This window comes from Lentzea sp. NPDC005914 (assembly GCF_040629405.1).
GTDB lineage: Bacteria > Actinomycetota > Actinomycetes > Mycobacteriales > Pseudonocardiaceae > Lentzea.
Map to the genome: position 1 here is coordinate 1 of NZ_JBEXVQ010000029.1, position 24511 is coordinate 24511.

A 24511-nucleotide genomic window follows, 5' to 3' on the forward strand; every position below is an offset into this window, starting at 1 on the left:
TTACTCTCAAAGGAACTACCTCGACGAGGAGGTAATTCATATATTACTGGCTGTGTTATCGGCACGCTGTTGAGTTCTCAAAGAACACGCGCTCATCATCACGAGGACGCCAGACGGCGACTCGATCCAAGGCTGTGTCGTACATAAGCTTGTATATGAAACTTCGACGCCCTTGGCCTCTGAGCTCAGACGAGCTACCGGCTGGGTCTTCATCGTTTCGCAGTCACCCACTCTACCACAGTCCGCGGAAGCTTGGTTCGTGACCCTCGTCGCGCTCCGTTCCGGTGTTCCCGGCCCGTTCCGCGCTGACATGGAGAAAGTTACACGCACGCCAACTCGGGGTCAAATCGGGGGCAACCCTGCGCCCTGCGGTTTAGAAACCGCAGGTCAGCAGCCCCATACAGGACCCAGGAACACGCTATCGCAGGCCCACTCCCGCGCACACTGTGGCCGCCGTCACACCAAGAAAGATCGAAGGCCGCCGGTCCCGAGTGGGACCGACGACCTTCAGAGCACCGAACGTGCTGGTCAGAGCTCCACCTGGACGCTCGCGTTGTTGCGCTTGCCGCGACGAAGCACCAGCCACTTGCCGTGGAGCAGGTCCGACACCGCCGGCTTCCACTCCTCGTCGGTCACCTTCGCGTTGTTCACGTAGGCACCGCCCTCCTTGATCGTGCGCCGCGCGGCACTCCGGCTGTCGGCCAGCCCGGACGCCACCAGCAGGTCGACGATCGTGGGCTCGTCGGCCAGGCGGACAGTGCCCTTCGGCGCCTCGGCCAGCGCGGCGGACAGCACCGACTCGTCGAGGTCACGCAGCTCGCCCCGGCCGAACAGCGCCTGCGAGGCCAGCTGCACCTGCTGCGTCGCGCGCTCGCCGTGCACCAGATCCGTGAACTCCTGCGCGAGACGCTTCTGCGCGGTGCGCAGGTGCGGCGCCTCCGCCGTCTGCTTCTCCAGCTCTTCCAGCTCCTCCCGCGAGAGGAACGTGAACAGGCGCAGGTAGTTCAGCACGGTGACGTCGTCGACGTTCACGAAGTACTGGTACCAGGCGTACGGCGAAGTCATCTCCGGGTCGAGCCACACGCGCCCGCCACCGGTCGACTTCCCGAACTTGCGGCCCTCGGCGTCGGTGACCAGCGGTGCCGTCAACGCGTGCACCTGCTTGCCCTCGACCCTGCGCACCAGGTCGACACCGCTGACGATGTTGCCCCACTGATCGGAGCCGCCGATCTGCAGCGAGGTGCCGTACCTGCGGTTGAGCTCCAGGTAGTCGTTCGACTGCAGCAGCACGTAGCTGAACTCGGTGTACGACATGCCGTCGGTCTCGAGCCGCCGCTTCACCGTCTCGCGCGACAGCATCACGTTGACCGAGAAGTGCTTGCCGACGTCGCGCAGGAACTCCAACGCGCTGACCTGGCCGGTCCAGTTCAGGTTGTTCTCGACGACCGCGCCCGTGGGCGAGTCGTCGAAGTGCACGAACCGCTCCAGCTGGCCGCGGATCCGGTCGGCCCACTCGGCGACCGTGTCCAGCGAGTTCAGCGTGCGCTCACCGGTGTCGCGCGGGTCGCCGATCATGCCCGTGGCCCCGCCCGCCAGCACGATCGGCCGGTGGCCCGCCATCTGGAAGCGCTTGAGCATCAGGAGCGGGACCAGGTTGCCGGCGTGCAGCGACGGCGCCGTCGGGTCGAAGCCGCAATAGAGCGTGAGCGGGCCGGCGTCCAGGTCCTTCCGGAGTGCGTCGAGGTCGGTGGACGTCGCGATCAGGCCGCGCCAGGACAGTTCGTCAAGGATGTGCTCGCTCACGTCACTCATTGTCGCCTACCTGGTCGAACGGGTTTCTACCCGGTACTCGTACGGGTAACCGGCGGTCATGACGGAGCCACGTGACGAGTTGCGGCGGCCGACCGAGCGCATGCCGCGCGCGAACGAGCCAGTCGTCGAAGAGGTTGTCGAACGCGACGACACCTATCGAAGGGTGCGCACGGTCAACACCGTCTGCGCCGTGATCGACATCGTGTGTTGGGCGTTCGCCATCGTGCTGTTCGTGCACATCTTCCTAGTGGTGGCAGACGCGAACGCCAGCAACGGGTTCTTCCAGTTCGTCTCGGGCTGGGCGAGCGGGATCACCCTCGGCCTGGACGGTCTCTTCACGCCGGAGAGCCCCAAGGTCGCCGTGCTCTTCAACGAGGGCCTGGCCGCCGTCCTGTGGCTGGCCATCGGCGCGTTGCTGACCAACCTGATCGCACGTCTCGCGCTGCCGGTCGAGCATCGGCGAGCCTGGTACCGCCGGACCGTGCGGCCCTAACAGAATGACGGGGTGACCGACTACCGCTGGGACGTCGCCCCGTCGTTCGCCGAAGAAGACCGCACGCGCGTGGAGCCGATCGTCCGGCGTCTGGAAGAGCTGGGCGTCAAGGTCTACTACGACGAAGACCAGATCGTCGCGCGCTGGGGCCTGAACCTGGTCGAGCACATCGCCGAGACGTTGACGCACAAGGTTCGGTACGTGCTGATGTTCGCTTCCCAGCACTACGTCGGGCACTCGTGGGCGCGGCACGAACGCCAGACCGCCCAGGCGAGGGCGTTGGCGCAGCAGAACGAGTACGTGCTGCCGATCAAGCTCGACGACACCGAGGTGCCGGGATTGCTGTCCACCACCGGTTTCCTGGACCTCCGGGTGCACTCGCTCGAAGTGATCGCGCAGGCCGTGGTGCAGAAGCTCGCGCAACACCGCGCGGAGTTCACCGCCTCGACGCCGATCACGCCCAAGTCGGTGGCGGCACTGGTGCGGGAGAAGCCGCGCGGCTGGGAGTACCTGCTCTACGTGACCGTTGTGTCGCAAGGACTTGCCGAGCTGGAGTCGAAGTACTGGGAGCACTTCCTCCGCTATGCGCCGCGCAACGGGGACGTCGAGCACGGCAACGGCATCGAGCTGATCCGCGACCGCAACGTGGTGCTCAGCGAGATCATCAAAGTCGCGGTGGAGTCGGTGTTCACGGGCGACACGCAGGAGGCGGCGTTCGGCGCGCCCGGCGAGGCCGGCGATCCGGAGCGGATCGTGCACCTCGGCGAGCTGTTCGTGCGCACGTTCGACGAGATCCTGGAATGGGCCCGGCGGATTCACGGCACGAGCTACGCGTCAGAACCCGCGCGGTTGGCGGCTCGGATTCAGGCTCAGTTCGCGGACCAGCAACTGCGGGCGATGCACGCGGTGGCACAGGACCTGCGGCGGGTGGCGGACACGCTGATCGAACGGCTGGCGGCCGGCGAGCAGATCAACATGACCGTGCCGCTGGTGTTCGAGGTGGATCCGGAACTGGAGCAGGAGTTCCGGGTGGCGCTTGATCGGCTGTCCCCCTGACGACCTCACGCGGCAACTTCGCTCCCAAGCTCTCGGCCCAGTCGAGCGCACGAGCGAGAGAAGGTTCGCCCACCAGCCGTGCGGCCGCGGGACGCACGTCGCAACGCCGCCACTGCTCGGTGTTGAGCACGAGGTAGTCGAGATCAGCAGGCAGCCGAGTCACGTCGACGTCGGCTTCGGCCACCTCCAACATCCGCACGTGGGGTAGCGATGGCAGGGCAACGCGCGCACCGCGGACCTCCACCGAGGTCAGCTGGTCCAGCTCGCTCAGGTCCGCCGTGGTCAGGTCGACGTCGTTCTTCGCGATCACGGTGAGCTTGCGGATGTCCTTCGGCAGCGCTTCGAGCTCGGCCGGAGTCGGGTCGTGCACCGTCATCGACACGTTGTTGTAGTACGGATCCACCTCGAGTGGCGTCGGGTCGGCGATCCAGTCGGTGACGGAGTCCGCGACGAGCCGGCCGTGGTCGACCAGCTGTCCGACCCTGCCGTTGGGGCCTGGAGCGAGATCGACGCAGCGTGCGCCCTGGTAGCGCGGATTGTGGGAGATCGGCACCCACAGCGGATGGAACCCGACCCTCTGAACCACGCCGGGGTGGCTGACCGACGTCGACTCCCCGCGGTCCCAGCGGCGTGGCTCCTCGTAGAGCCAGTGCTCGATCTCCAGCATCTCCTGCCGGATCGCGAGGATCTTGCCGGCCGGGATGATCTCCTGGTCGGCCAGTGTCGTCCGGCCGCTGCGGTACAGGTCGTGGACCTCGGCCGGGATCTGTACGCCGAGCTCGGTTTCGACGTGCGCCAACGGCCCGTCGCCGACCACTTCGGTGCGCTCGTACGGCTCGAAGAGGTGACGTGGCCGCGGTTGCAGGACAACGGTGTACGACGGCGGCAAGTAGCCGGTGAACTGCTTGATGCCGTCCGTCAGAAGTGCTTCGAACGTGCCGTCGCGCTCGATGCGCATGTCCAGGACGACGTCCGGCAAGGTGCGCAACGCCAGTGGATGCCTGCAACGAACGTGTTCCTCTGACGGTCCAGAGGTGAGCCGGTGGTTCATCCGGTTGTTGGACTCCCTCGCGCCACGACAGACCGTGGCGCGCAAGCGAAGGAACTCCCACGGCTTGCGGGTGCTGGCGATGGCGTCAGCGGCCAGTGCCGCCAGCTCGTGCGCAACAGCTGCGAACTCAGCCTGCACGGCGCTTGCCTCCGCGTTTGTAGGTCGACACGGCCGGCGAGTCGATCCAGAACCGCCACGGCACGTCCATCGCCACGGCAACGCCCACCCGCGGCCCCGAACGCACCTCGGTGACCGGATCGCCCGCGTACAAGCGCACCGGCGAGTCGGCGGACGTCAGGTCCACGCCGTTGGACGAACGATCCAGCCCAAGAACCTTGCACAGCCGTGCGGGTCCCTTGGCCAGTTCGGCAGCCGAGCGCGAGGCGGGGCGTCGAGAGAACGCAACGTCCTCGCCCTCGACGACTTCGCCCGCGCGCAACAGCACGGCACCAGGCACACCATCGACCAAAGACACCACGTTGGCGCAGAAGTGCATGCCGTAGACGAAGTAGACGTACAGGAAGCCCGCGGGGCCGAACATGACCTCGTTGCGCGGGGTCATGCCTCGATAGCAGTGGGACGCGGGGTCGTCGCCGCCCCGGTACGCCTCGACTTCGACGATGCGCACCCGCAGGTCGCCCGCTTCCAGGAACGAGCCGAGGAGGAGCTGGGCGGCATCGACCGGGTCGATGGCCAGCTCCTCCCTGGTCAGCAGCCTAGAACTCACGTGCCGCCGCAGCCTTGGCCACCAGCGCGTCCAGCTGCTCGCGGACGCGTTCCGGGGCCGTGCCGCCGTGGGCGTTGCGGGAGGCGATGGAGCCTTCGACGGTCAGCACCGAACGGACCTCAGGGGTCAGCGCGGGCGAGATGGCGAGGAACTCGTCGTCGGTCAGGTCTTCCAGGCCCACGCCGCAGGACTCGGCGGCACGCACGCAGGCACCGGCGGCCTCGTGCGCCACGCGGAACGGAACTCCTTGGCGCACAAGCCATTCCGCGATGTCGGTGGCCAGTGTGAACCCGGCCGGAGCCAGCGAGGCCATGCGGTCGACGTCGAAGCGCAGAGTCGCGACCATGCCCGCGAACGCCGGGAGCAACAGCTCCAGCTGCTCGACCGAGTCGAACAGCGGCTCCTTGTCCTCCTGCAGGTCGCGGTTGTACGCCAACGGCTGGGCTTTCAACGTCGCGAGCAGCCCGGCCAGGTTGCCGATCAGGCGCCCAGACTTGCCTCGCGCGAGTTCCGCGACGTCCGGGTTCTTCTTCTGCGGCATGATCGAGCTGCCGGTGGACCAGGCGTCGTCCAGCACGGCGAAGCGGAACTCCGCCGTGGTCCAGATGATGATCTCTTCGGCGACGCGCGAGAGGTTCACGCTGATCATGGCCAGCACGAACGCGATCTCAGCGGCGAAGTCGCGGGAGGCGGTGCCGTCGATGGAGTTCTCGACCGGGGCGTAGAAGCCCAGGTCAGCGGCCACCTTCGCGGGGTCCAGGCCCAAAGACGAACCAGCGAGCGCACCCGAGCCGTACGGGGAGAACGCCGCGCGCTTGTCCCAGTCGTGCAGTCGGTCGACGTCACGCAGCAGCGAGTGCGCGTGGGCCAGCAGGTGGTGCGACAACAGCACGGGCTGCGCGGACTGCAGGTGCGTGCGGCCCGGCATCACGGCACCGAAGTGCGTCTCGGACTGCGCCGCGAGTGCGTCGACGACGTCCAGAACACCAGCGGCGACACGGCGAGCGGCGTCGCGCAGCCACATGCGGAAGAGGGTCGCGACCTGGTCGTTGCGGGAACGGCCCGCGCGGAGCTTGCCGCCGAGGTCGACCCCGGCGCGGTCGATCAGGCCGCGCTCCAGCGCCGTGTGGACGTCCTCGTCCTCGAGGACCGGCGTGAACGCACCGGACTCGACGTCGGCCAGCAGTTCGTCCAGCGCCTTCTGCATGCCGGCCAGCTCTTCGTCCGTCAGCAGACCCGCCGCGTGCAGCACACGGGCGTGCGCGCGCGAGCCGGCGATGTCGTACGGCGCCAGACGCCAGTCGAAGTGCGTCGACAGCGACAGGCGGGCCATCGCCTCGGCCGGCCCCGACTCGAACCGGCCACCCCACAAGGAACTCATTGCACGCAACTTTCTAGCTGGCGAAGTCGTAAAGAGATTCTTCCGAACGGGCTACGAGGCCGACCACGCGCCCCTCGTACAGGGTGATGTCGACCTCGCCCGAGCCCGAGGGCAAAGCCATCCGCGCGACCCGGACCGCGACGGATCCCAGGCTGGACCTGACCACGCCCGCGCGAAAGTTGAGCTCGCGGACCGCCTCGGCCACGGAGACGGTCTCGCCGTCCACCGCGACCGGGACACCCGCGTCGAACGTCAGGACGGCGTGCACGGGGTCATTCATCGACAGAACCCGACGAGAGCGCGGCGATCCGCTCGGCGAGTTCGGCACCCGTCATCGGCTCACGGGCCACGACGAGGATCGTGTCGTCACCGGCGATCGTGCCGACGACCTCGTGCAACGCCGCGCGGTCCAGGGCCGAGGCCAGGAACTGCGCGGCGCCCGGCGGAGTCCGCAGCACCGCCAGGTTCGCGGACGAGTCAGTGGACACCAGCAGCTCACCCAGCACGCGCGCGAGACGAGTGGTGCCGCCCTGCACGCCGCGCACCGGGCTGCCGTCCTCGGGAATCACGTAGATCGGCGCACCGCCGTCGGGACCGCGCAGCTTGACCGCGCCGAGCTCGTCCAGGTCGCGCGACAACGTGGCCTGGGTGACCTCGATGCCTTCCGCGGCGAGGAGTTTCGCGAGCTCGGACTGGCTGCGGATGACGAGCTGGCTGACCATCTCGACGATGCGGCCCTGCCGTGCGGTGCGGGTCATGACGACTGCTCCAGCAACCACACGAGCAGCGCCTTCTGCGCGTGCAGACGGTTCTCGGCCTCCTGCCACACGAGCGACTGCGGGCCGTCGAGCACGTCGTCGGTGATCTCCCAGCCGCGGTGGGCGGGCAGGCAGTGCAGCACGGTCGAGTCGGGCTTGCCGGTGGCGGCCAGCAACGAAGCGTTCACCTGGTACGGGCGGAACGGGCCGACGCGGTCCTTGCCGTCGTTCTCCTGGCCCATCGACGTCCACGTGTCGGTGACCAGCACGTCCGCCCCGTCGACCGACGCCTGCGGATCGTTGATCAACGCGACCGAGCCACCGGTCTCCGCGGCACGCTTCTTGGCGTCCTCGAGGAACTGCGGGTTCGGCACGAACGATGCCGGCGCACCGATGCGAACGTGCATACCGGCCGTGGCACCGCCGAGCAGCAGCGAGTGCGCCATGTTGTTGGCGCCATCGCCCAGGTACGTCAACGTGAGGCCGGCCAGCTTGCCGTAACGACGGCGGATCGTCTGCAGGTCCGCGAGCACCTGGCACGGGTGGAACTCGTCGGTCAGCGCGTTGACCACGGGAATGCGCGAAACGCTGGCCATCGCTTCGATGCGCGCCTGCGCGAACGTCCGCCACACCACCGCGTCGACGTAGCCGGATAGGATCCGCGACGTGTCCTCGATCGTCTCCTCACGGCCCAGCTGCATCGAGCGGCCGTCGATGATCACCGGGTTGCCGCCGAGCTGCGCGATGCCTACCTCGAACGACAACCGGGTGCGCGTCGAGTTCTTCTCGAAGATCACCGCGACGGACTTGGGGCCTGCCAGCGGTTTCGCGGTGAACCGGTCCGCCTTGTAGGTGTCCGCGAGGTCCAGGACCGCCGACTGCTCGCCGGGGGTCAGGTCGTCGTCGCGGAGGAAGTGCCTCGGGCTCATGCCTGCTCCTCAAAGAAAGTCGGGAGCGCGGCCACGAACGACAGCGCGTCGGACTCGTCGAGCACCAGCGGCGGTGCGAGGCGGATGACGTCGGGCTGAATGGGGTTGATCAGGTAACCGGCCTTCTGCGCGGCAGCCGCGGCCTTCGCCGAGACCGCCTCGCGCAGCATGATGCCGAGCAGCAGGCCGGCTCCCCGAACACCGGAGATCGCCGGGTGGCGCAACGCCTCCACACCGGCCGCGATCTCCTTGCCCACGGACGAGGCGTGCTCCAGCAGGCCTTCCGAGGCGATCGTGTCGAGCACCGCGAGGGCGGCCGCGCAGCACACGGGGTTGCCACCGAACGTCGTGCCGTGGTGACCAGGCTGGAACAGGTCGGCCGCCGCGCCGAACCCGATCGTCGCGCCGAGCGGCAGGCCGCCACCGATACCCTTGGCCAGCGTCATCACGTCCGGCACGATCCCGGCCTGCTGGAACGCGAACCACGTGCCGAGGCGGCCGATGCCGGTCTGCACCTCGTCCAGGATCAGCAACGCGCCGTGCTCGGACGTGATCCGGCGCGCCTCCTGCAGATAACCCTCGGGCGGAACGACAACGCCCTGCTCGCCCTGGATCGGCTCGACGATGAACGCCGCAGTGTCGTCGTCGATCGCGGCTTCCAGCGCGGCCACGTCACCGAACGGGATATGCGAAACGCCAGGCACCAACGGTTCGAACGGCGTGCGCTTGCCGGGCTGCCCGGTCAGCGTCAGCGCGCCCATCGTGCGGCCGTGGAAACCGCCGATCGTGGCGACGACCTTCGTGCGGCCGGTGCGGCGCGACATCTTCAGCGCCGCCTCGTTCGCCTCGGCACCGGAGTTGCAGAAGAAGACCTTGCCCTGGACACCGGAAAGGTCCAGCAGGCGCTCGGCGAGCTGCAGCGCGGGCTCGTTCACGTAGAGGTTCGAGGTGTGGCCGATCTTCGAGATCTGCGCGGTCACCGCCTCGACGATCTTCGGGTGCGCGTGGCCGAGCGCGTTGACCGCGATACCCGTCAGCAGATCGAGGTAGCGATTGCCGTCGGTGTCCCAGACGTAGGCGCCCTCACCTCGTTCCAGCGCCAAAGAAGGTGTGCCGTAGTTGTCCATCATGGACTGTTGCCACCGCGAGGTCATTTGTCCCCCAAGACCATCGTTCCGACACCTTCAGTGGTGAACACTTCGAGCAACACGCTGTGGGCGAGCCTGCCGTCGATCACGTGCGCCTGCGGGACCCCGCCGCGCACCGCCCGCAGGCAGGCCTCCATCTTCGGCACCATGCCGCTTTCCAGGTCCGGCAGCATCTTCTCGAGGTCCGAGGCGCGCACCTGGTTCAGCAGCGACGACTTGTCCGGCCAGTTCGCGTACAGACCCTCGACGTCGGTCAGCACGACGAGCTTCTCCGCGCCGAGAGCAACCGCGAGAGCGCCCGCCGCCGTGTCCGCGTTCACGTTGTGCGGCACGCCATGCACGTCCGGCGCCACCGACGACACGACCGGAATCCGGCCCGCGCGCACGATGTCGAGCACGGCGTCCGGGTTGACCTCGGTGATGTCGCCGACGAGACCGATGTCGACCTCTTCGCCGTCCACCAACGCGCCGCGACGCGTGGCCGTGAACAGGTGCGCGTCCTCGCCGGAGATGCCGACCGCGTAAGGACCGTGCTGGTTGATCAGGCCGACGAGCTCACGTCCGACCTGGCCGACCAGGACCATCCGCACGACGTCCATGGCCTCGGGGGTCGTGACGCGAAGACCGCCGCGGAACTCGCTGTGGATGCCGAGCTTGTCCAGCATCGACTTGATCTGCGGGCCGCCACCGTGCACGACGACCGGGCGCAGTCCGCACAGCCGCAGGAACACCATGTCCTCGGCGAAAGCCTTCTTCAGCTCGTCGTCGACCATGGCGTTGCCGCCGTACTTGACGACGACGATCGCGCCGCGGAAACGCTGCAACCACGGCAGGGCCTCGACCAGGACCGCCGCCTTTTCTTGTGCGTTCATGAGGAGTAAGCGCTGTTCTCTTCGACGTAGTCGTGGGACAGGTCCGTGGTGAGGACGGTGGCCTCGGCGTCACCGACGTTGAGGTCGATGACGATCTCGATGTCACGCCCCGAAAGATCCGCCTCGGATCGGTCTCGGTCGCGGGTTCCGTTGCGGTACAACGACACGCCGTTGATGATGATCTGCAGAACGTCCGGGTCGATCTCGGCGTCCGCGCGGCCCAGCGCCATCGCGATGCGGCCCCAGTTCGGGTCGCTGCCGAACAGCGCGGTCTTCACCAGGTTGTCCTCGGCGACCGTCCGTCCGATGTGGACGGCCTCGGCCTCGGTCGCGGCCTGCTTGACCGTGATGCTGATTTCCTTGGTCACGCCCTCGGCATCACCCTGCAGCTGCTTGACCAGGTCGGCCGAGACCTCGGTCAGCAACGCGGTGAAATCCTCGAACGAGGGCTCGACACCCGATGCACCGGAAGCCAGAACCAGCACCGTGTCGTTGGTGGACGTGCCGCCGTCGACGTCGAGCCGGTCGAAGGTCCTCGAAGTGGCCAGGCGCAACGCCTTGTCCAGCGAGTCGCCGGAGATCTTGGCGTCGGTCGTGATCACCGACAGCATCGTGGCCATGTTCGGCGCGAGCATGCCCGCGCCCTTCACGAACCCGCCGACCGACCAGCCCTGCTCGGACGCCTTCCACGACTGCTTGGGGCGGCTGTCCGTGGTCATGACGCCGGTGGCGGCGTTGAGACCGGCCTGGTCCGTGGAGTCCAGTTCCTTCGCGACGTTCTCGACGCCGGTGAGGATCTTGTCCATCGGCAGGCGCTCACCGATCAGGCCGGTGGAGCAGACCGCGACGTCGACGGCGCCGGTGCCGAGCACCTCGGCGACCTTCTCCGCGGTGGCGTGGGTGTCCTGGAAGCCTTCGGGACCGGTGCACGCGTTGGCGCCGCCGGAGTTGAGCACGACCGCGGTGAGCCGTCGGGACCCGATCACCTGCTGCGACCACAACACCGGCGCGGCCTTCACCTTGTTCGTGGTGAAGACACCCGCAGCGGCGTCGGCCGGCCCGTCGTTCACCACGAGCGTGAGGTCGAGTGCACCGGATTCCTTGATCCCGGCGGCGATCCCGGCGGCCCGGAAGCCCTTGGGGCCGGTCACGCCCTTGTTGCGGTTCACGGAGCGACTCCAACGATCGAGAGGCCGGACGTTTCCGGCAGGCCGAGAGCGAGGTTCATGCACTGGACGGCGGCACCCGCGGTGCCCTTGGCCAGGTTGTCGACGGCGGCCACGACCACGAGCCGGCCCAGGTCCTCGTCGACGGTGACTTGCATCTGGACGGCGTTCGAACCGAGAACGGCGTTCGTCGTCGGCCAGAAACCTTCGGGCAGAACGTGCACGAACGGCTCGTTCGCGTACGCCTTCTCGTAGGCCTCGCGAACGTTTGCGCCGTCTTTCAGAGTCGCTGTGCAGGTCGCGAGGATGCCCCGCGACATCGGTGCGAGCACCGGCGTGAAGCTGACCTTGATCGGACGGTCCGCCGCGGCACTCAGGTTCTGGGTGATCTCGGGCGTGTGCCGGTGCGCGCCACCGACGCCGTATGCACTGGCCGAGCCCATGACCTCGGACCCCAGCAGGTTCGGCTTCAAAGACTTGCCGGCACCACTGGTGCCCGACACGGCGACGATGACGACCTCGTCCTCGATGAGGTCCGCGGCCGGTGCGAGCGCCAAAGAAGAGACGGTCGGGTAGCAGCCGGGAACGGCCACACGGCGCGCGTTGACCAACTTGTCCCGCTGACCGGGAAGCTCGGGCAGCCCGTACGGCCAGGATCCGGCGTGCTCGCCGCCGTACCACCGCTGCCAGTCATCGGCGCTGGTCAGCCGGTGGTCGGCGCCGCAGTCGATCACCACCGTGTCGTCGCCGAGTTGCTCGGCGAGCTCGGCTGAGTGACCGTGGGGCAGTGCGAGGAACACCACGTCGTGGCCCTTGAGGGTCTCGGCTGTGGTGTCTTGCAGCTGTCGGTCGGCGAGCGGCAGGAGGTGCGGCTGGTGCTTGAGCAGCTTGTCGCCGACGCTGCTGTTGGCGGTCAGCGCGCCGATCTCGATGTCCGGATGAGCCAGTAGCAGGCGGAGCAGCTCGCCACCCGCGTACCCGCTGGCGCCCGCGACCGCGATCCTCACTGTCATACGCATGATTATGCACGGTCATGCAAACTCACTCAACTGGAATGCATGGCCGGGTGGCTGTGTGATTGAGGACAGGTGGCGCTGGGGTCGTGAGGCGGGGGCGGCCATGATGATCAGCGTGAACGTGAAGGTGCGCGACGGGCTGTGGGCGGCAGGTGCGTTGCTGTTCGGGCTGGTGACGCTGCTGGCGCCGCTGGGCAGGCCCGTCGAGTCGTGGCTGGTCGTGGCGTCCGCGGTGTGGGCGGCCGCGCTGGTGCCGATCAGCGCCCGCTGGCCGAAGTGGGCGATGGTGCTCACGGCTCCCCTGCACGCGGTGAACAACCTGCTCGCGATCGCCCCGACGTCGCTCGTGATCTTCCGCGCGGCCCGCACCGTGCGTTCGCAGGCGCAGTTGTGGGCGTTGCTGGCCACCACCGCCGCCCTGCAGGCCGGGTTCAGCGCGCTGAACGCCCTGCGCGCCGGGGACGCCCTGGACGAGTACCTGGTCGAGACCGCGTTCACGACCACGTTCCTGCTGGTCTTCCCCGCCGTGTCGGGCGCGCTCCTCGGGCGGCGCAAGCCGTTGACCCAGGTGTTGATGGAGCGCAACGACTACCTGGAACACGCGCGTGTGTTGACCGCGAGCACGGCTCGTTCCGACACGCGCGCGCACATCGCGAGCGAGATGCACGACATGCTCAGCCACCGGCTCCGGCAGCTGACCGCGCACGCGTCCTCGTTGGAGGACTCCGCGCGTGTGCAAGCTCCTGAGCTGCGCGAACAGGTCGAGTTGATCCGCAAGACGTCCGCGGTCGCGATGGACGAGCTGCGGGAGATCCTTGGCGTGCTCGGAACCATCGAGGCCGACGAGGACGCCGGTACGCGCGCGGATGTCGAACGGCTCGTGGCTGCGTCGGTTGGTGCGGGCGTCTCGGTGTCGTTGGAGTGGTCCGGTTCGGATCTGGCCGATGCCGACGCACGGTTGCGACGCGCGGTGCATCGGGTCGTGCGTGAAGCACTCACGAACGTGCACAAGCACGCGCCGTCAGCTCGCACGCGCGTGTCCGTGGACGTTGGCGAACGGGTGCGCGTCGAGGTGGTCAACGGTCCGAGCTCCGAACCCCGCGGTGGTGGCACCCGGCGCGGGCTCATCGGCCTGGAGGAACGCGTCGGCCTGATCGGCGGGTCGTTCGCAGCCGGGCCGTCCGCCGGTGGGTTCCAGGTGCTGGCCGACCTGCCGCTGCACCCGGTGGCGCAGGAGGAAACGGGCGCGGCGGGTGCCGTGGCGGAGGCGCCCCCGCCGATCACCGCCGACATCCTGACCGTGCCGCGCGTGGTCGGCAGCGGGTGTCTGGCCCTGCTGTCCGTCGTGCCGGCGCTCGGCACGGCGTTCGTCCTGATCATCGTCGCGATCTTCAGCCGTGGCGAGATGAGCAGGCAGGAGTTCGACTCGTTCCAGGTGTCGGTCGCGAACAAGGAGGAGATCACCGAGACGCACGGGTTCGGCGTGCTGTCGGACAACGCCGGGTGCTACCGCTACCACGTGCGCGACTCGTCCGACCGCGACTTCGAGCTCTGCTTCGACAGACAGGGTGTGCTGGCCGCGAAGAAGGAGCTGGCCCGATGAGGTTCGTCTGGCCCGCGTTGGCGTTCCTGGTCGGTCTCGTGCCGCTGGTCGCTCCGCTGGCACCTGTCCCCCACCCGGCGCTGACCGTCCTGACCGCCGTGTGGATCGCCGGGCTCGTGTGGTTCGCCCCGCGCAAACCGGAGTGGGCACTGCTGCTCACCGCGCCGCTCTTCGCGATCAACAACCTCTGGGCGATGGCCACCACCGCGTTCGTGGTGTTCGCCGCGTCCCGGCGCATCTCCCGCCTCGGCCGCCTGTGGGCGCTGCTGGGGGTAGCGGCGGTGCTGCAGACCGGGTTCAGCCTCTTCCAGGTCCACGAGACCCAGCCGTTCTTGGTGAGCGTGATCGGCGGAATCGCCGGCTCGGTGTTCTTCGTGTTCTTCCCCGCCATCTCCGGCATGCTGCTCGGCCGCCGCAAACCGATGGTCCGCCTGCTGCAGGAACGCAACGAGTACCTCGAACGCGCCCGTGCGCTGACCGCCGCCTCGGCCCGCTCCGAGGAACGCGCGCACATCGCGGGCGAGATGCACGACATGCTCGGGCACCGGCTCAGCCTGGTCTCCATCCACGCGGGCGCTCTGGAGCTGGCGACGGCGCGGAAAGCGCCCCAGCTGCAGGAGCAGGCCGAGCTGATCCGCACCACGTCGTCGCTCGCGATGGCGGAGTTGCGCGAGATCCTCGGCGTGCTGCGGACGAACCCCGAACCGGAGTCGCTCGACGAGGACACCGGCACCCGTTCGGACATCACCGCGCTGGTCGAGGGCTCGGCCACGCTCGAATGGTCCGGCGAGGACCTCTACGGCGCCGACCCGCGGACACGCCGTGCGGTGCACCGGGTCGTCCGCGAGGCGTTGAGCAACGTGCACAAGCACGCCCCCGGTGCGCGCACTCGGGTGCAGGTCTCGGTCCAGGGTGGACGGGCGCGGATCCAGGTGGTGAACGGGCCGTCGCCCGCGGTGCCGGGCAAGGGCACGCGGCGAGGTCTCATCGGCCTGGAGGAACGCGTCGGGCTGCTCGGCGGGTCGTTCAGCGCGGGTCCGCCGATCGAGGGCGGGTTCCGGGTGGCGGCGGACGTGCCGCTGCACCCGGCCGCGCAGGCTTCGGTCGAGGCCGAGGTGGCCGAGGTACCTCCACCGCTCGCCGCCGAGGTGCTCACGGTGCCGCGCGTCGTGGGCGGTGGATGCCTCGGGCTGCTGACGCTGGTGCCGATCAGCGGGGCGTTGATCGTGTTGCTGCTCTTCGCGTTGTTCAACCCGACGCAGATGAACGCGCCGTACTTCGACTCGCTGCGGGTGGGCGTCACGTCCGAGGACGAGATCATGGACCAGTACGGGGTCGGCCAGCTCGGAGCGGACGGGTGCTCGCGGTTCCAGGCCTCGCACAACGCGGAGCTCTACTACAAGCTCTGCTTCCGCGACGGCAAGCTGCACTCGAAGGAGCAGGAAGGCCCGTAGTGTGCGAGGCGTGATCCGAGTCCTCATCGCCGACGACGAGACGCTGATGCGTGCCGGGATCCGGTTGATCCTCGAGAACGACCCGGAGATCACCGTCGTGGCCGAGGCGAGCGACGGCAAGCAGGCCGTCGAGCTCACCCTCCAGCACTCCGTCGACGTGGCGCTGCTCGACATCCGCATGCCCGGCGGCGACGGCCTCAAAGCCGCCGAGCAGATCGCGTCGAGAGCCCACGTCGTCATGCTCACGACGTTCGGCGAGGACTCCTACGTGGCCCAGGCCATGAGGGTCGGCGCGACGGGCTTCCTGCTCAAGGACACGCCACCGCAGGAGCTGATCAACGCCGTCCGCAAGGCCGCGAACGGCGAGCCGATCCTCGCCCCGCAGATCACCAGGCGCCTGATCGAACGCCACCTGGCGGCCCCGGACGACGGGTCGGAGGCGCGCCGGAAGATCGACACCCTCACCGACGCCGAGCGCAACGTCCTGAAGCTGGTGGGTGAGGGCCTGTCCAACACCGAGATCGGTGAGCAGCTCTACATGGCGACCGGCACGGTGAAGGCGCACATCAGCCGGATCCTGCCCAAGCTGGAGTGCGCCAACCGCGTGCAGGCCGCCATCGTGGCCCACGAGGCCGGCCTCACCCGGTCGTGATCACCGGGTCGTGAAGCGGTCCAGCGCCCGGATCTTGTTGGTGGCGTCCAAAGCGGCGACCTTGTAGGCCTCCGACAACGTCGGGTAGTTGAAGACCGTGTCGACGAGGTAGTCGACCGTGCCGCCGCAGCCCATCACGGCCTGGCCGATGTGCACCAGGTCGGTCGCACCGGTGCCGAACACGTGCACACCGAGGATCTTGCGGTCCACAGTGGACACCAGCAGCTTCAGCATGCCGTACGCGTCACCGACGATCTGCCCGCGCGCGAGCTCGCGGTAGCGGGAAATGCCCACCTCGTAAGGAATCGCGGACGAGGTGAGCTCGGTCTCCGTCGCGCCGCAGTACGAGATCTCCGGGATCGTGTAGATGCCGATGGGCTGCAACGCGGTCAGGTCGTGCACCGGCTCGCCGAACGCGTGGTACGCGGCCAGGCGGCCCTGGTCCATCGACGTCGCGGCCAGCGCCGGGAAGCCGATCACGTCACCGACGGCGTAGATGTGCTCGACCGGCGTGCGGTAGTGCTCGTCGACCGACAGCCTGCCCCGGTTGTCGGACTCCAGGCCGGCGGCGGCCAGATCCAGCTGCTCGGTGGTCCCCTGGCGGCCCGCCGAGTACATGACGGCGGCGGCCGGGATGCGCTTGCCCGAGGCCAGCTGCGTGACCGTGCCGCCCTCGGACACCTGGACGTTCACGACCTTCTCGCCGAAGCGGAAAGTGACGGCCTGGTCGCGCAGGTGGAACTTCAGCGACTCCACGATCTCCGGGTCGCAGAAGTCCAGCATCTTCTCGCGCTGTTCGACGACGGTGACGCGGCAACCCAGCGCGGCGAACATCGACGCGTACTCGATGCCGATCACGCCGGCGCCGACGACGACCAGCGACGACGGGATCTCCGTCAGCGCGAAGACCTCGTCGGAGTCGAGGATCCGCTCCTCGTCGAAGTCCACCACGGACGGGCGCGCGGGCGTCGTACCGGTGGCGATGACGATGAACTCGCCGGAGATCGTCGTGCGGTCGCCGCGGTGACTTCCTTCCACGGCAACGGTGTGGGCGTCGACGAACCGCCCGAACCCGTTCAACAGGTCGATGCCGTTGCGGTGCAGCTGCGCGCGCACGACCTGGACCTCGCGGCCGATCACGTGCTGCGTGCGCGCCATGAGGTCGCTGATCGTGATGTCCTGCTTGACGCGGTAGCTCGCGCCGTACAGCTCGCGCTGGCTCATGCCCGTCAGGAACATGACGGCCTCGCGCAGGGTCTTGGACGGGATCGTGCCCGTGTTCGCGCAGACGCCGCCGACCATCTCCTGCTTGTCGATGATGGCCACGCGCTTGCCCAGTTTCGCACCCGCGATCGCCGCCTTCTGGCCACCAGGGCCAGAGCCGATGACGATCAGGTCGTAGTCGTACGGCGTCATGGTCCGCAGCCTACCGAGACGGATTCGATTCCACCTCTGAACGAAAAATGAACCTGTTCAACGGAATGTTCGTTCGTTGGGCCATGACCGAACTTCGCACCTTCCGTTTGCCCGAGATCGTCACCGGCTCTGACGACGACGTCGAGCTCGGCCGCCAGCTCATCGCGGCATGGCAGGCCGACGGGATTCTGCAGATCGCGACGGACGCGGTGCAGGACCGAACCACCGAAGAAGCCATGGAGGCCAGCAGAAGGTTCTTCCACGGCTTGTCGCTCGAGGAGAAGTCACGCCTGGTCAGCGACCTGACCTACGCCGGCTACATCGCGTCCGGCGAGGAGGTCACCGACGGCATCGCGGACTACTCGGAGATCTTCACGGTCTGCAAGGACGTCCCCCTCGACGACTCCCGCGTCGTCGACAAGTGGCCGTGTCACGGACCGGTGCCGTGGCCGGACAACCTCTACCGCGACGCCATGCAGGACTTCATGGCGATGCTCGGCGAGTCGGGCGAGAAGATCCTGAAGCTCACCGCACTGGGCTTCGGGCTCGACATCGACACGTTCACCCGGCTCACCGCCGACGGCTGGCACCACATGCGGGTGCTCCGCTTCCCCACGAAGTCCGAGACCGTCGACCGCGGCATCGGCGCCCACACCGACTACGGCATGCTCGTCCTGGCGGCGCAGGACGACGTCGGCGGCCTCTACGTGCGCCCGCCGATCGAGGGCGAGGAGCGGCCGCGCAACTGGCTGCCGGACGAGTCTGCGGCGGGGTGCTTCCAGGACGCGGAGGGCTGGAACTTCGTCGAGCCCGTCCAGCACGTCTTCACCGTGTTCCCCGGCGACATCCTGCAGTTCCTGACGGGCGGCAAGCTGCTGTCCACACCGCACAAGGTCCTGCTGAACACGCGCGAGCGGTTCACCATGGCGTACTTCCACGAGCCCAACTTCGAGGCCGTCGTGCGCCCGTTGGACAACCCCCACGGCGACGACGCCATCCACTACGGCACGCACTTCACGAACATGTTCATGCGCTGCTACCCCGACCGCGTCACCACGAAGCGGATCGAGGACGAGGACCGGCTGACGGTGCTCAGCGAACTCCGGTCTGGGGTTCGTCACTCCTGAACGGCACGATCAGGTCGAGCAGGCGGGCCGTGGCGCGGTACTCCGCGACGCGGTCCGCGAACGGCCGCTGCACGATCCGGCGCACGGTGTCCCCCGACAGCCTTTCGTAGGCCGGAACGGTGTCGTGGCTCAGGAAGTCCCAGCGGGCTTCCCGGTCCGCGTAGTTGAACGCGGGCAGCGGGCCGCCGAACAACGGCCGGTACTGCGCGGGAGTCTTGCCTCCGGGCACCGGCATCGGACCGGCCATCGTGATCGCGTACGTGATGACCTCACCGGGCGGCAGCAGCCGCGCGCGCATCCGGTCGAACTGGTCAGCGATCACCAGGTTCTGCTCGCGCGACGAGAACTCCAGGACGGCCTGCGCCGGGTCCGCCCACGCGGCGGTGGTGTCCGGGTCGATGATCCCCGCGTCCCGCATCTCCTCCACGGCCTTGACCCCGCCGTGCAGGTAGGCGGCGTGCATCGCGCCGAGGTCCATGAAGATGTGCTTCTGCATGGACATCAGCATCGACGAGAACCAGCGCAGCTCCGGGATCGTGCCGAGGTCGAGCATGCCGGCGGCGAACGCGGGCGCGCCGATGTTCGCGAATCCCATCCACCGCAACGAGTCCGGGTGCGTCAGGTACAGCTTCGCGTAGAAGTCGTAGACGGCGAAGATCACCGCGCGGTTGGCCTCGGCGCTGCGCTGCGGGTCCCACTCGGACAGCGCGACACCGGCGTCCTCGGCGGCGCGGACGATCCAGTACTGCCACAGCAACGCCCTGAACCTGTCCGGCGTGATGCCCTTGGTGCGATGGCGGTTCAGCGCGGCCTCGAGCACGGCTCGGTCGTAGGGCAGGTCGGGGTGCACCCCACCCCGCTCCTCACCGTTCCCGTTGGACAGCGGCAGATCCAGGTAGTCCACCGTGTCCGCCTTGGTGGCGCCCATGCTGGTGAGCACGAGCGCCGCCACAACCATGAGCACGCGCATGAATGCGAATGGTAGTCGGATCAAGCAGGCTTTCCGTTCACAGTGGTGCCGGGAAAAGTGATGTCTTGCGCGTTCGTTATCTTCTTGGCGCCCTTGGAGATCGAGGTGAACTTCGAATTCGACACGATGACGTTGGTCACTTTGGACGCCGATAGGCCATCAATCTCAACGGCGTACTCCTTTGAGCCCGCGACGGTGAGCCGTTCGAACGTCATGTTCCGCACGACCGGGTTCACGACCGGGCCTGAGTTGCCGGAACCGCTGTAGTTCAACGTGATGAAGACCGGCGACTTGGTCAACTTGTTCGCCGTGATGTCGCGGAAGTGGATGTTCTCGATGGTGCCGCCGCGGTACTTGCTGGTCTTGATGAAGGCCACATACCACAGCTGATCCGAGTTGTTCGCCGGGTTGACCGCGCAGTTGCGCGCGTAGATGTTGCGGGCGCCACCGGACGCCTCACTGCCGATGCAGATCGCACCCCGGTTCGAGAAGACGAACTTGTTGTTCTCGATGACGATGTTCTGCGATGCCATGTTCACGCGCCGGCCGTCGACGTCGCGGCCGGACTTGATCGCGATGCAGTCGTCGCCGGTGTTGAACGTCGAATCCTTGATGTGCACGTCGGTGCAGCACTCCGGGTCCACACCGTCGTTGTTCCCACCACCGCCTCGACTGTTGATCGTGACGCCCTCGACGGTGATGTTGCGCGACTTCACCGGGTGCACGCTCCACATCGGCGGGCGTTCGATCGTGATGCCGCTGATCAGGATGTTCTCGCAGGACACGAACTGGATCAGGTTCGGGCGCAGCTTGTGGCCGTCGCCGAGCTTGCGCTGCGCGACCGGAGTGCCGTCCGCGCCCCACTTCTGCAGCTGCGACCAGTCGGAACCGCCGCTGCCCCACGGCTTCCAGGTCTGCCCCTGGCCGTCGAGGGTGCCGCCGCCGGTGATCGCGATGTTCGTGGCCTTGTTCGCGTAGACGAACGCCTGGTGGTTCAGGCACTCGATGCCCTGCCACCGGGTCTCGACGACGGGCAGGTACTTCTTGGGGTCGGTGCTGAAGAGGAGCTTGGCGCCCTTGTCGACGAAGAGGTTCACGTTGCTGAGCAAGGTGATGCCGCCGGTGACGAACGTGCCGCCCTTGGCCGTCACGCGTCCGCCACCCGCCGCGTTCGCCGCTTCGACCGCCTTCTTGAACGCGGCGGTGTTGTCGGTCTTGCCGTCCGCCTTGCCGCCGTACGCGGTGACGTCGAAGTCGCGCGCGGGGAACACCGGTGGCTTGATGCGGGCGAGGATGGCGTCCACGTCGTCCCACGGGTCCGCGCTCGCCGCGCTCGCTGTGCCGTGGACGAGCATTCCCGCCGCCACCAGTCCGGACACCTTGAAGAAGGTTCGCCGGGAACCAGTCATGTCAGCCTCCACTGCAAACGTTTTCAGCGGCGGCTCGGTCGTCAGCGTATACGGTCTGCGCGTGGCTCCCAAGGATTCGTTCATCGCCGCTGTTCGGACCGGGTTGCAGGAGTTGGCGGACCCGGTGAAAGCGCCGGAGATGCAGGCGTACATGAAGTCCGACATGCCGTTCGCCGGCGTGCCGAAGCCGGGACGGGTGACCCTGCTGAAGTCGTTGCCCCGCCTGGAGTCCCGCGACGAGTGGCTAGATGTCGTGCGGACGCTCTGGCGGGAGGCGACGTATCGCGAGGAGCGGTACGTGGCGCTGTCGCTGAGCGGGGACCGTCGCTTCCAGGACGTGTCGCTGATGCCGTGGTTCGACGAGATGATCGTGACCGGCGCGTGGTGGGACTACGTGGACGAGATCGCGTCACGGCTGATCGGCCCGCTGCTGCGGTCCTCGCCCGAGGTGATCCGGCCGCAGATGCTCAAGTGGTCGACCGACGAGGACAGGTGGCGGCGGCGGACGTCGATCATCTGCCAGCTCGGGTCGAAGGACGCGACCGACGTCGAGCTGCTCACGGCGTGCATCGACGCGAACGTGGACGACCGCGACTTCTTCCTGCGCAAGGGGATCGGGTGGGCGCTGCGGCAGTTCGCGAAGACCGAGCCGGGGTGGGTGCGGTCGTTCGTGGAGGCGCGGCCGGGGCTGTCGCCGCTCTCACGGCGTGAGGCGTTGAAGCACCTCTAGGGTTGATCACCACTGGACGTGTTGTGGGGACGACGTCGTTCTACGAGGTGGTGCCGGAGCATCGCGGGCTGGTGATCGGCTACACGATCGTCGGCCGCGAGTGACACGGCACGGCGATCAACCCCGAGGCCAGGCTCCTGTTGCTGTCCGAGGCGTTCGACGTGCGCGGCTGACTAGCCGTGTTTCGCGCGGCCCGAGTAGGTGAGCGGGAACACCAGCTCGGCGCACGCGTTCGGCACGTCCTTCGCGACCTGGACCTTCATGGTGACCTCGACCGCGCCTCCGGCCGGGATCTCCACGATGTCGGTGAGCGGCACGACCGTCAGCACTCCAGCAGGGCACCCCTCGACGCGCTGCTGGGTGGCGTCGAGTGGCTGGCCGGGGATCGCGGACAGGCTCTCGACGATGATGTCGACCGGGTTCGGGTTGGACAGCCGCACCTTGCGCTCGCCCTCGGCACCCGGACGGAGCTCCACCGCGGCGCCGGAGATGTCGTTGATCTCGAACGGCTTGAGCTGCTGCATGTCCGACTCGCCGCTGCTCACGGAATACGCCATGGCGGGCAACTGCTGTTCGGGCCACGTGAGGTGCATGGCCGCCACGACGGCCGCGCCGACCATGAGAATCGTCAACGACACGGCGATCTCAAGGCGCGGACCCAGACTACGCATGGCGCAACTCTCCAGAGTTGTTGCTCCAGGCGGTGGGTTCGCCTCTAGCTCCCCACCGGACCGGCGACCAACTCGCCCGGTGGTTCATCGCTTCGCCCCTCGGCCCTAGCGGGCCGCGTCGACAATCTTGGAGAAGCTTCACGTACTGCGCAAGCGTCTGACGGGCGCCGATTTCCCTGTGTAATGAGGGACTTTTGGCACCTTGACAGCTACGCAGGGCTACCACCTGCTGGTTTGATCCCAAATCCCGATCTCCGGGACTCAGCCGATCGAGCGAATTATCAGTTACAAATCTTTCCGGCCGACTCGGCCTGGACCGACCACGAGCCGACAACGGCCTTCACGAGAACGTTGACCTTACCGGGTGCAGTTGCGGTGGTACCGGCGGTCACCACGTCCGGGTTGGGCGGGTAGTTGTTGTTGCCGTTGGCGAAGTAAACGGAGTACGTGACGGGTCCGCCGGCGGCAGTCCACCGCACCGTCGTGCCGGTGCAGGTGATCGGTGTGACCGCGCCGAGCTGTCCGGCCTTCGCGGGGGCGTTGCCCTGGCGGGAGGTCGTCCAGGCCGCGGAGGCGGGCTGTGCCGCGATCAGGCACAGCACCGCCGTTCCCACGATGACCGCCCGCATCACGCGCTCGCGATCGTGACGGTCACCGGCACGGCGAAGTCCGCGCCCTGACACGCGTTGGCGGCGTTCGCGATCATCGCGACCGAGTTCGGCATGGTGATCGTGACGGTGCCTCCGGCGGCGATCGCGGTGCCCGGAGCCTGCGCGGTGAAGCTCACCGTGCTCGCCGGGCACGAGCCCACGGCGGGAACGGGGCCGTTCGGTGCGACCGAGGCGACGACGACCGGGTAGGGGTTGGGGTTCTGCACGGTGACGACCGCGGTGCCGATGGCCGTGCCGGTCGGGTAGAGCAGACCGGTGGTGACGGCGCCGCCCGACACCACAGGAGCCTGGGCGGTGCCCGCCTTGGTGGTGGCACTGCCGTTGCCGGAGCTCGTCCACGCCGCGTAGGCGACCCCCGAGCCCAGCGCGGCCGTCATGACCGCGAAGACGATGACGCCTCGGCGGACGTACCGCCGGCGGGCGAGTTCCTTGAAGCTGATCATGGCTTGATCGCCGTTCCCGAGTAGGTGAGGGGGAAGGTGAGGTTTCTGCAGGCGTTGGGGGCCGACGCGGCCATCCGGACGGTCAGCGGCACGTCGGCGGAAGCGTTCTTGGCGATGACGAACGGCACGGAGAGCGGATCGACGGTCACGGCGTTCGCGGGGCACGAGGTGGACGGCCGCCCCACCGAAGTGGTCAGGCCGGTGACCTTGATGTCCTGGTTGTTGGGGTTGGTGACCCGGACCTTCCGGGTCACCGTCCCACCGGGGACCAACCCCGTCGCGGTGCCGACGTCCGCGATCGTGAACGCCTTGGCCGGGTTGTCCGCCGCGCTGGACGTCGGCGAGAGGACCAGCAACGTGGCGAGCACGATCAGGGCGCGGCGCATGACTCAGGCTGCCGACTCGAGCGTGGCGGTCAGGGGCATCGAGAAGGACTGGCTCTTGCACTCGTCGGTCGCGCCGGCGCTCATGGTCGCCTGCAGCGTGTACGTGCCGGACTGGCCGGCGGCGATCGTGCCCGCCGGGTTCGTGACGGCGGGGCTGGTGACGGTGCCGGCGGCGCACCCGTTGACCAGGGCCGAGGAGCCTGCGGAGATTCCGGTGACGCGAACCGGGTAGCTGTTCGGGTTGTTGATCGTGACCTGGTAGCTGACGGTGTGGCCGGGGTAGAGGCCGCCCGCGCCGTCGACCGCGCTGATGGTCGAGTTGGCGCTCGTCGTAGATCCGACCGAACCGGAGCCGGAGCCGGTGCTCGACCAAGCGGCGTAGGCGACGCCCCCGCCGATGGCGACGACTGCGACTGCTGCGATGACTGCGGTGCGCTTGCGCATTTCGTTCTCCCTGGGTCGTGCTCGGTGGGTACGGCGCCCAGTTTGAAGAACGTTCAATCACTACACAGCGTGCACAAGACCCCAGAAGAAGGACCCGCCCGGCACTGTTGTCAACCGGCATGGATC

Annotated in this window: 25 protein-coding genes and 1 pseudogene; 7 read left to right on the forward strand and 19 right to left on the reverse strand. The window is 67.9% G+C overall.

Features of this window, described 5'->3' with window-relative positions; genetic code table 11:
• Window positions 1–528: 528 nt before the first annotated feature.
• A complete protein-coding gene (gene tyrS, locus ABZ345_RS32980; RefSeq protein ID WP_359857434.1) occupies window positions 529–1803 on the reverse strand; it encodes a tyrosine--tRNA ligase in 1275 nt (424 codons plus the stop codon).
• 67 nt (window positions 1804–1870) lie between these two features.
• Between tyrS and ABZ345_RS32985 the strand changes: the two genes are divergently transcribed.
• Together ABZ345_RS32985 and ABZ345_RS32990 are read left to right on the forward strand one after the other, a co-directional pair.
• Window positions 1871–2305: a hypothetical protein gene (locus tag ABZ345_RS32985; protein ID WP_359857436.1), complete on the forward strand. Its 435-nt coding sequence runs from the start codon at window positions 1871–1873 to the stop codon at window positions 2303–2305.
• Between the two features lie 12 nt (window positions 2306–2317).
• Window positions 2318–3361, forward strand: a complete 1044-nt coding sequence (locus ABZ345_RS32990; protein WP_359857439.1) for a TIR domain-containing protein — start codon at window positions 2318–2320, stop codon at window positions 3359–3361.
• Here ABZ345_RS32990 and ABZ345_RS32995 read toward each other — a convergent pair.
• The 10 genes and pseudogenes from ABZ345_RS32995 to argC form a co-directional block, all read right to left on the reverse strand.
• Window positions 3276–4550 carry an SMI1/KNR4 family protein gene (locus ABZ345_RS32995; protein WP_359857442.1) on the reverse strand — a complete coding sequence of 425 codons (1275 nt, stop codon included), beginning with the start codon at window positions 4548–4550 and terminating at the stop codon, window positions 3276–3278. The genes ABZ345_RS32990 and ABZ345_RS32995 overlap by 86 nt on opposite strands.
• Entirely contained in the window at window positions 4540–5139 is a 600-nt protein-coding gene (locus tag ABZ345_RS33000; RefSeq protein WP_359857445.1) for a DNA-3-methyladenine glycosylase, read from the reverse strand. Before ABZ345_RS33000 ends, ABZ345_RS32995 begins: the two co-directional genes overlap by 11 nt.
• A complete protein-coding gene (gene argH / locus ABZ345_RS33005) occupies window positions 5129–6520 on the reverse strand; it encodes an argininosuccinate lyase (protein ID WP_359857447.1) in 1392 nt (463 codons plus the stop codon). The genes ABZ345_RS33000 and argH overlap by 11 nt, the downstream gene beginning before the upstream one ends.
• Before the next feature lie 166 nt (window positions 6521–6686).
• Window positions 6687–6779: pseudogene (locus ABZ345_RS33010) on the reverse strand (argininosuccinate synthase); the annotation flags it as partial.
• A 13-nt stretch (window positions 6780–6792) separates the two neighbouring features.
• Window positions 6793–7278, reverse strand: a complete 486-nt coding sequence (locus ABZ345_RS33015) for an arginine repressor (RefSeq protein WP_086663943.1) — start codon at window positions 7276–7278, stop codon at window positions 6793–6795.
• Window positions 7275–8207: an ornithine carbamoyltransferase gene (gene argF, locus ABZ345_RS33020; protein WP_359857451.1), complete on the reverse strand. Its 933-nt coding sequence runs from the start codon at window positions 8205–8207 to the stop codon at window positions 7275–7277. The genes ABZ345_RS33015 and argF overlap by 4 nt, the downstream gene beginning before the upstream one ends.
• A complete protein-coding gene (locus tag ABZ345_RS33025; protein ID WP_359857454.1) occupies window positions 8204–9361 on the reverse strand; it encodes an acetylornithine transaminase in 1158 nt (385 codons plus the stop codon). The genes argF and ABZ345_RS33025 overlap by 4 nt, the downstream gene beginning before the upstream one ends.
• Complete coding sequence (argB, locus tag ABZ345_RS33030) at window positions 9358–10227, reverse strand: acetylglutamate kinase (RefSeq protein WP_359857457.1); 870 nt, start codon at window positions 10225–10227, stop codon at window positions 9358–9360. Before argB ends, ABZ345_RS33025 begins: the two co-directional genes overlap by 4 nt.
• Window positions 10224–11396, reverse strand: a complete 1173-nt coding sequence (gene argJ / locus ABZ345_RS33035; RefSeq protein WP_359857460.1) for a bifunctional glutamate N-acetyltransferase/amino-acid acetyltransferase ArgJ — start codon at window positions 11394–11396, stop codon at window positions 10224–10226. The genes argB and argJ overlap by 4 nt, the downstream gene beginning before the upstream one ends.
• The gene (gene argC / locus ABZ345_RS33040; protein WP_359857462.1) at window positions 11393–12406 is read right to left on the reverse strand and encodes an N-acetyl-gamma-glutamyl-phosphate reductase; all 1014 of its coding nucleotides are present in this window, start codon (window positions 12404–12406) and stop codon (window positions 11393–11395) included. The genes argJ and argC overlap by 4 nt, the downstream gene beginning before the upstream one ends.
• Before the next feature lie 61 nt (window positions 12407–12467).
• Between argC and ABZ345_RS33045 the strand changes: the two genes are divergently transcribed.
• Genes ABZ345_RS33045 through ABZ345_RS33055 form a run of 3 tightly spaced genes read left to right on the forward strand, consistent with a single transcriptional unit; the run spans window position 12468 to window position 16118 of the window.
• On the forward strand, window positions 12468–14012 hold the full coding sequence (locus ABZ345_RS33045; RefSeq protein ID WP_359857465.1) for a histidine kinase: 1545 nt from the start codon (window positions 12468–12470) through the stop codon (window positions 14010–14012).
• Entirely contained in the window at window positions 14009–15466 is a 1458-nt protein-coding gene (locus ABZ345_RS33050) for a histidine kinase (protein WP_359857467.1), read from the forward strand. The genes ABZ345_RS33045 and ABZ345_RS33050 overlap by 4 nt, the downstream gene beginning before the upstream one ends.
• A 10-nt stretch (window positions 15467–15476) precedes the next feature.
• A complete protein-coding gene (locus ABZ345_RS33055; RefSeq protein ID WP_359857470.1) occupies window positions 15477–16118 on the forward strand; it encodes a response regulator transcription factor in 642 nt (213 codons plus the stop codon).
• On the opposite strand, the gene sthA is transcribed toward ABZ345_RS33055, so the two are convergent.
• The gene (gene sthA / locus ABZ345_RS33060) at window positions 16119–17534 is read right to left on the reverse strand and encodes a Si-specific NAD(P)(+) transhydrogenase (RefSeq protein ID WP_359857473.1); all 1416 of its coding nucleotides are present in this window, start codon (window positions 17532–17534) and stop codon (window positions 16119–16121) included.
• Window positions 17535–17617: 83 nt separating this feature from the next.
• Here sthA and ABZ345_RS33065 point away from each other — a divergent pair, with 83 nt between their 5' ends.
• The gene (locus ABZ345_RS33065) at window positions 17618–18661 is read left to right on the forward strand and encodes a 2-oxoglutarate and iron-dependent oxygenase domain-containing protein (protein WP_359857476.1); all 1044 of its coding nucleotides are present in this window, start codon (window positions 17618–17620) and stop codon (window positions 18659–18661) included.
• Here the strand turns inward: ABZ345_RS33065 and ABZ345_RS33070 are convergent.
• Both ABZ345_RS33070 and ABZ345_RS33075 read right to left on the reverse strand, forming a co-directional pair.
• Entirely contained in the window at window positions 18627–19631 is a 1005-nt protein-coding gene (locus ABZ345_RS33070; protein ID WP_359857479.1) for a hypothetical protein, read from the reverse strand. The two genes, ABZ345_RS33065 and ABZ345_RS33070, sit on opposite strands and share 35 nt — an antisense overlap.
• A 20-nt stretch (window positions 19632–19651) precedes the next feature.
• A complete protein-coding gene (locus ABZ345_RS33075) occupies window positions 19652–21040 on the reverse strand; it encodes a glycoside hydrolase family 28 protein (protein WP_359857482.1) in 1389 nt (462 codons plus the stop codon).
• Window positions 21041–21101: 61 nt separating this feature from the next.
• Between ABZ345_RS33075 and ABZ345_RS33080 the strand changes: the two genes are divergently transcribed.
• On the forward strand, window positions 21102–21770 hold the full coding sequence (locus ABZ345_RS33080) for a DNA alkylation repair protein (protein ID WP_359857485.1): 669 nt from the start codon (window positions 21102–21104) through the stop codon (window positions 21768–21770).
• Between the two features lie 173 nt (window positions 21771–21943).
• Here ABZ345_RS33080 and ABZ345_RS33085 read toward each other — a convergent pair whose 3' ends face one another.
• The 5 genes from ABZ345_RS33085 to ABZ345_RS33105 all read right to left on the reverse strand — a co-directional run bounded on the left by ABZ345_RS33085 (window position 21944) and on the right by ABZ345_RS33105 (window position 24385).
• On the reverse strand, window positions 21944–22441 hold the full coding sequence (locus ABZ345_RS33085) for a hypothetical protein (RefSeq protein ID WP_359857488.1): 498 nt from the start codon (window positions 22439–22441) through the stop codon (window positions 21944–21946).
• Between the two features lie 281 nt (window positions 22442–22722).
• Window positions 22723–23070, reverse strand: a complete 348-nt coding sequence (locus tag ABZ345_RS33090; protein WP_359857491.1) for a hypothetical protein — start codon at window positions 23068–23070, stop codon at window positions 22723–22725.
• Complete coding sequence (locus ABZ345_RS33095) at window positions 23070–23555, reverse strand: hypothetical protein (protein ID WP_359857494.1); 486 nt, start codon at window positions 23553–23555, stop codon at window positions 23070–23072. The genes ABZ345_RS33090 and ABZ345_RS33095 overlap by 1 nt, the downstream gene beginning before the upstream one ends.
• Entirely contained in the window at window positions 23552–23941 is a 390-nt protein-coding gene (locus ABZ345_RS33100; protein ID WP_359857497.1) for a hypothetical protein, read from the reverse strand. Before ABZ345_RS33100 ends, ABZ345_RS33095 begins: the two co-directional genes overlap by 4 nt.
• Window positions 23942–23944: 3 nt before the next feature.
• Entirely contained in the window at window positions 23945–24385 is a 441-nt protein-coding gene (locus tag ABZ345_RS33105; RefSeq protein ID WP_359857500.1) for a hypothetical protein, read from the reverse strand.
• Between the last annotated feature and the right edge of the window lie 126 nt (window positions 24386–24511).

Bases quoted from the DNA above. Each gene is read 5' to 3' on its own strand.
- ABZ345_RS32985 (WP_359857436.1), top strand. From the start codon at position 1,871: ATGACGGAGCCACGTGACGAGTTGCGGCGGCCGACCGAGCGCATGCCG.
- argH (WP_359857447.1), bottom strand. From the start codon at position 6,520: ATGAGTTCCTTGTGGGGTGGCCGGTTCGAGTCGGGGCCGGCCGAGGCG.
- ABZ345_RS33015 (WP_086663943.1), bottom strand. From the start codon at position 7,278: ATGACCCGCACCGCACGGCAGGGCCGCATCGTCGAGATGGTCAGCCAG.
- argF (WP_359857451.1), bottom strand. From the start codon at position 8,207: ATGAGCCCGAGGCACTTCCTCCGCGACGACGACCTGACCCCCGGCGAG.
- ABZ345_RS33025 (WP_359857454.1), bottom strand. From the start codon at position 9,361: ATGACCTCGCGGTGGCAACAGTCCATGATGGACAACTACGGCACACCT.
- argB (WP_359857457.1), bottom strand. From the start codon at position 10,227: ATGAACGCACAAGAAAAGGCGGCGGTCCTGGTCGAGGCCCTGCCGTGG.
- argC (WP_359857462.1), bottom strand. From the start codon at position 12,406: ATGACAGTGAGGATCGCGGTCGCGGGCGCCAGCGGGTACGCGGGTGGC.
- ABZ345_RS33050 (WP_359857467.1), top strand. From the start codon at position 14,009: ATGAGGTTCGTCTGGCCCGCGTTGGCGTTCCTGGTCGGTCTCGTGCCG.
- sthA (WP_359857473.1), bottom strand. From the start codon at position 17,534: ATGACGCCGTACGACTACGACCTGATCGTCATCGGCTCTGGCCCTGGT.
- ABZ345_RS33065 (WP_359857476.1), top strand. From the start codon at position 17,618: ATGACCGAACTTCGCACCTTCCGTTTGCCCGAGATCGTCACCGGCTCT.
- ABZ345_RS33070 (WP_359857479.1), bottom strand. From the start codon at position 19,631: ATGCGCGTGCTCATGGTTGTGGCGGCGCTCGTGCTCACCAGCATGGGC.
- ABZ345_RS33075 (WP_359857482.1), bottom strand. From the start codon at position 21,040: ATGACTGGTTCCCGGCGAACCTTCTTCAAGGTGTCCGGACTGGTGGCG.
- ABZ345_RS33085 (WP_359857488.1), bottom strand. From the start codon at position 22,441: ATGCGTAGTCTGGGTCCGCGCCTTGAGATCGCCGTGTCGTTGACGATT.
- ABZ345_RS33090 (WP_359857491.1), bottom strand. From the start codon at position 23,070: ATGCGGGCGGTCATCGTGGGAACGGCGGTGCTGTGCCTGATCGCGGCA.
- ABZ345_RS33095 (WP_359857494.1), bottom strand. From the start codon at position 23,555: ATGATCAGCTTCAAGGAACTCGCCCGCCGGCGGTACGTCCGCCGAGGC.
- ABZ345_RS33100 (WP_359857497.1), bottom strand. From the start codon at position 23,941: ATGCGCCGCGCCCTGATCGTGCTCGCCACGTTGCTGGTCCTCTCGCCG.
- ABZ345_RS33105 (WP_359857500.1), bottom strand. From the start codon at position 24,385: ATGCGCAAGCGCACCGCAGTCATCGCAGCAGTCGCAGTCGTCGCCATC.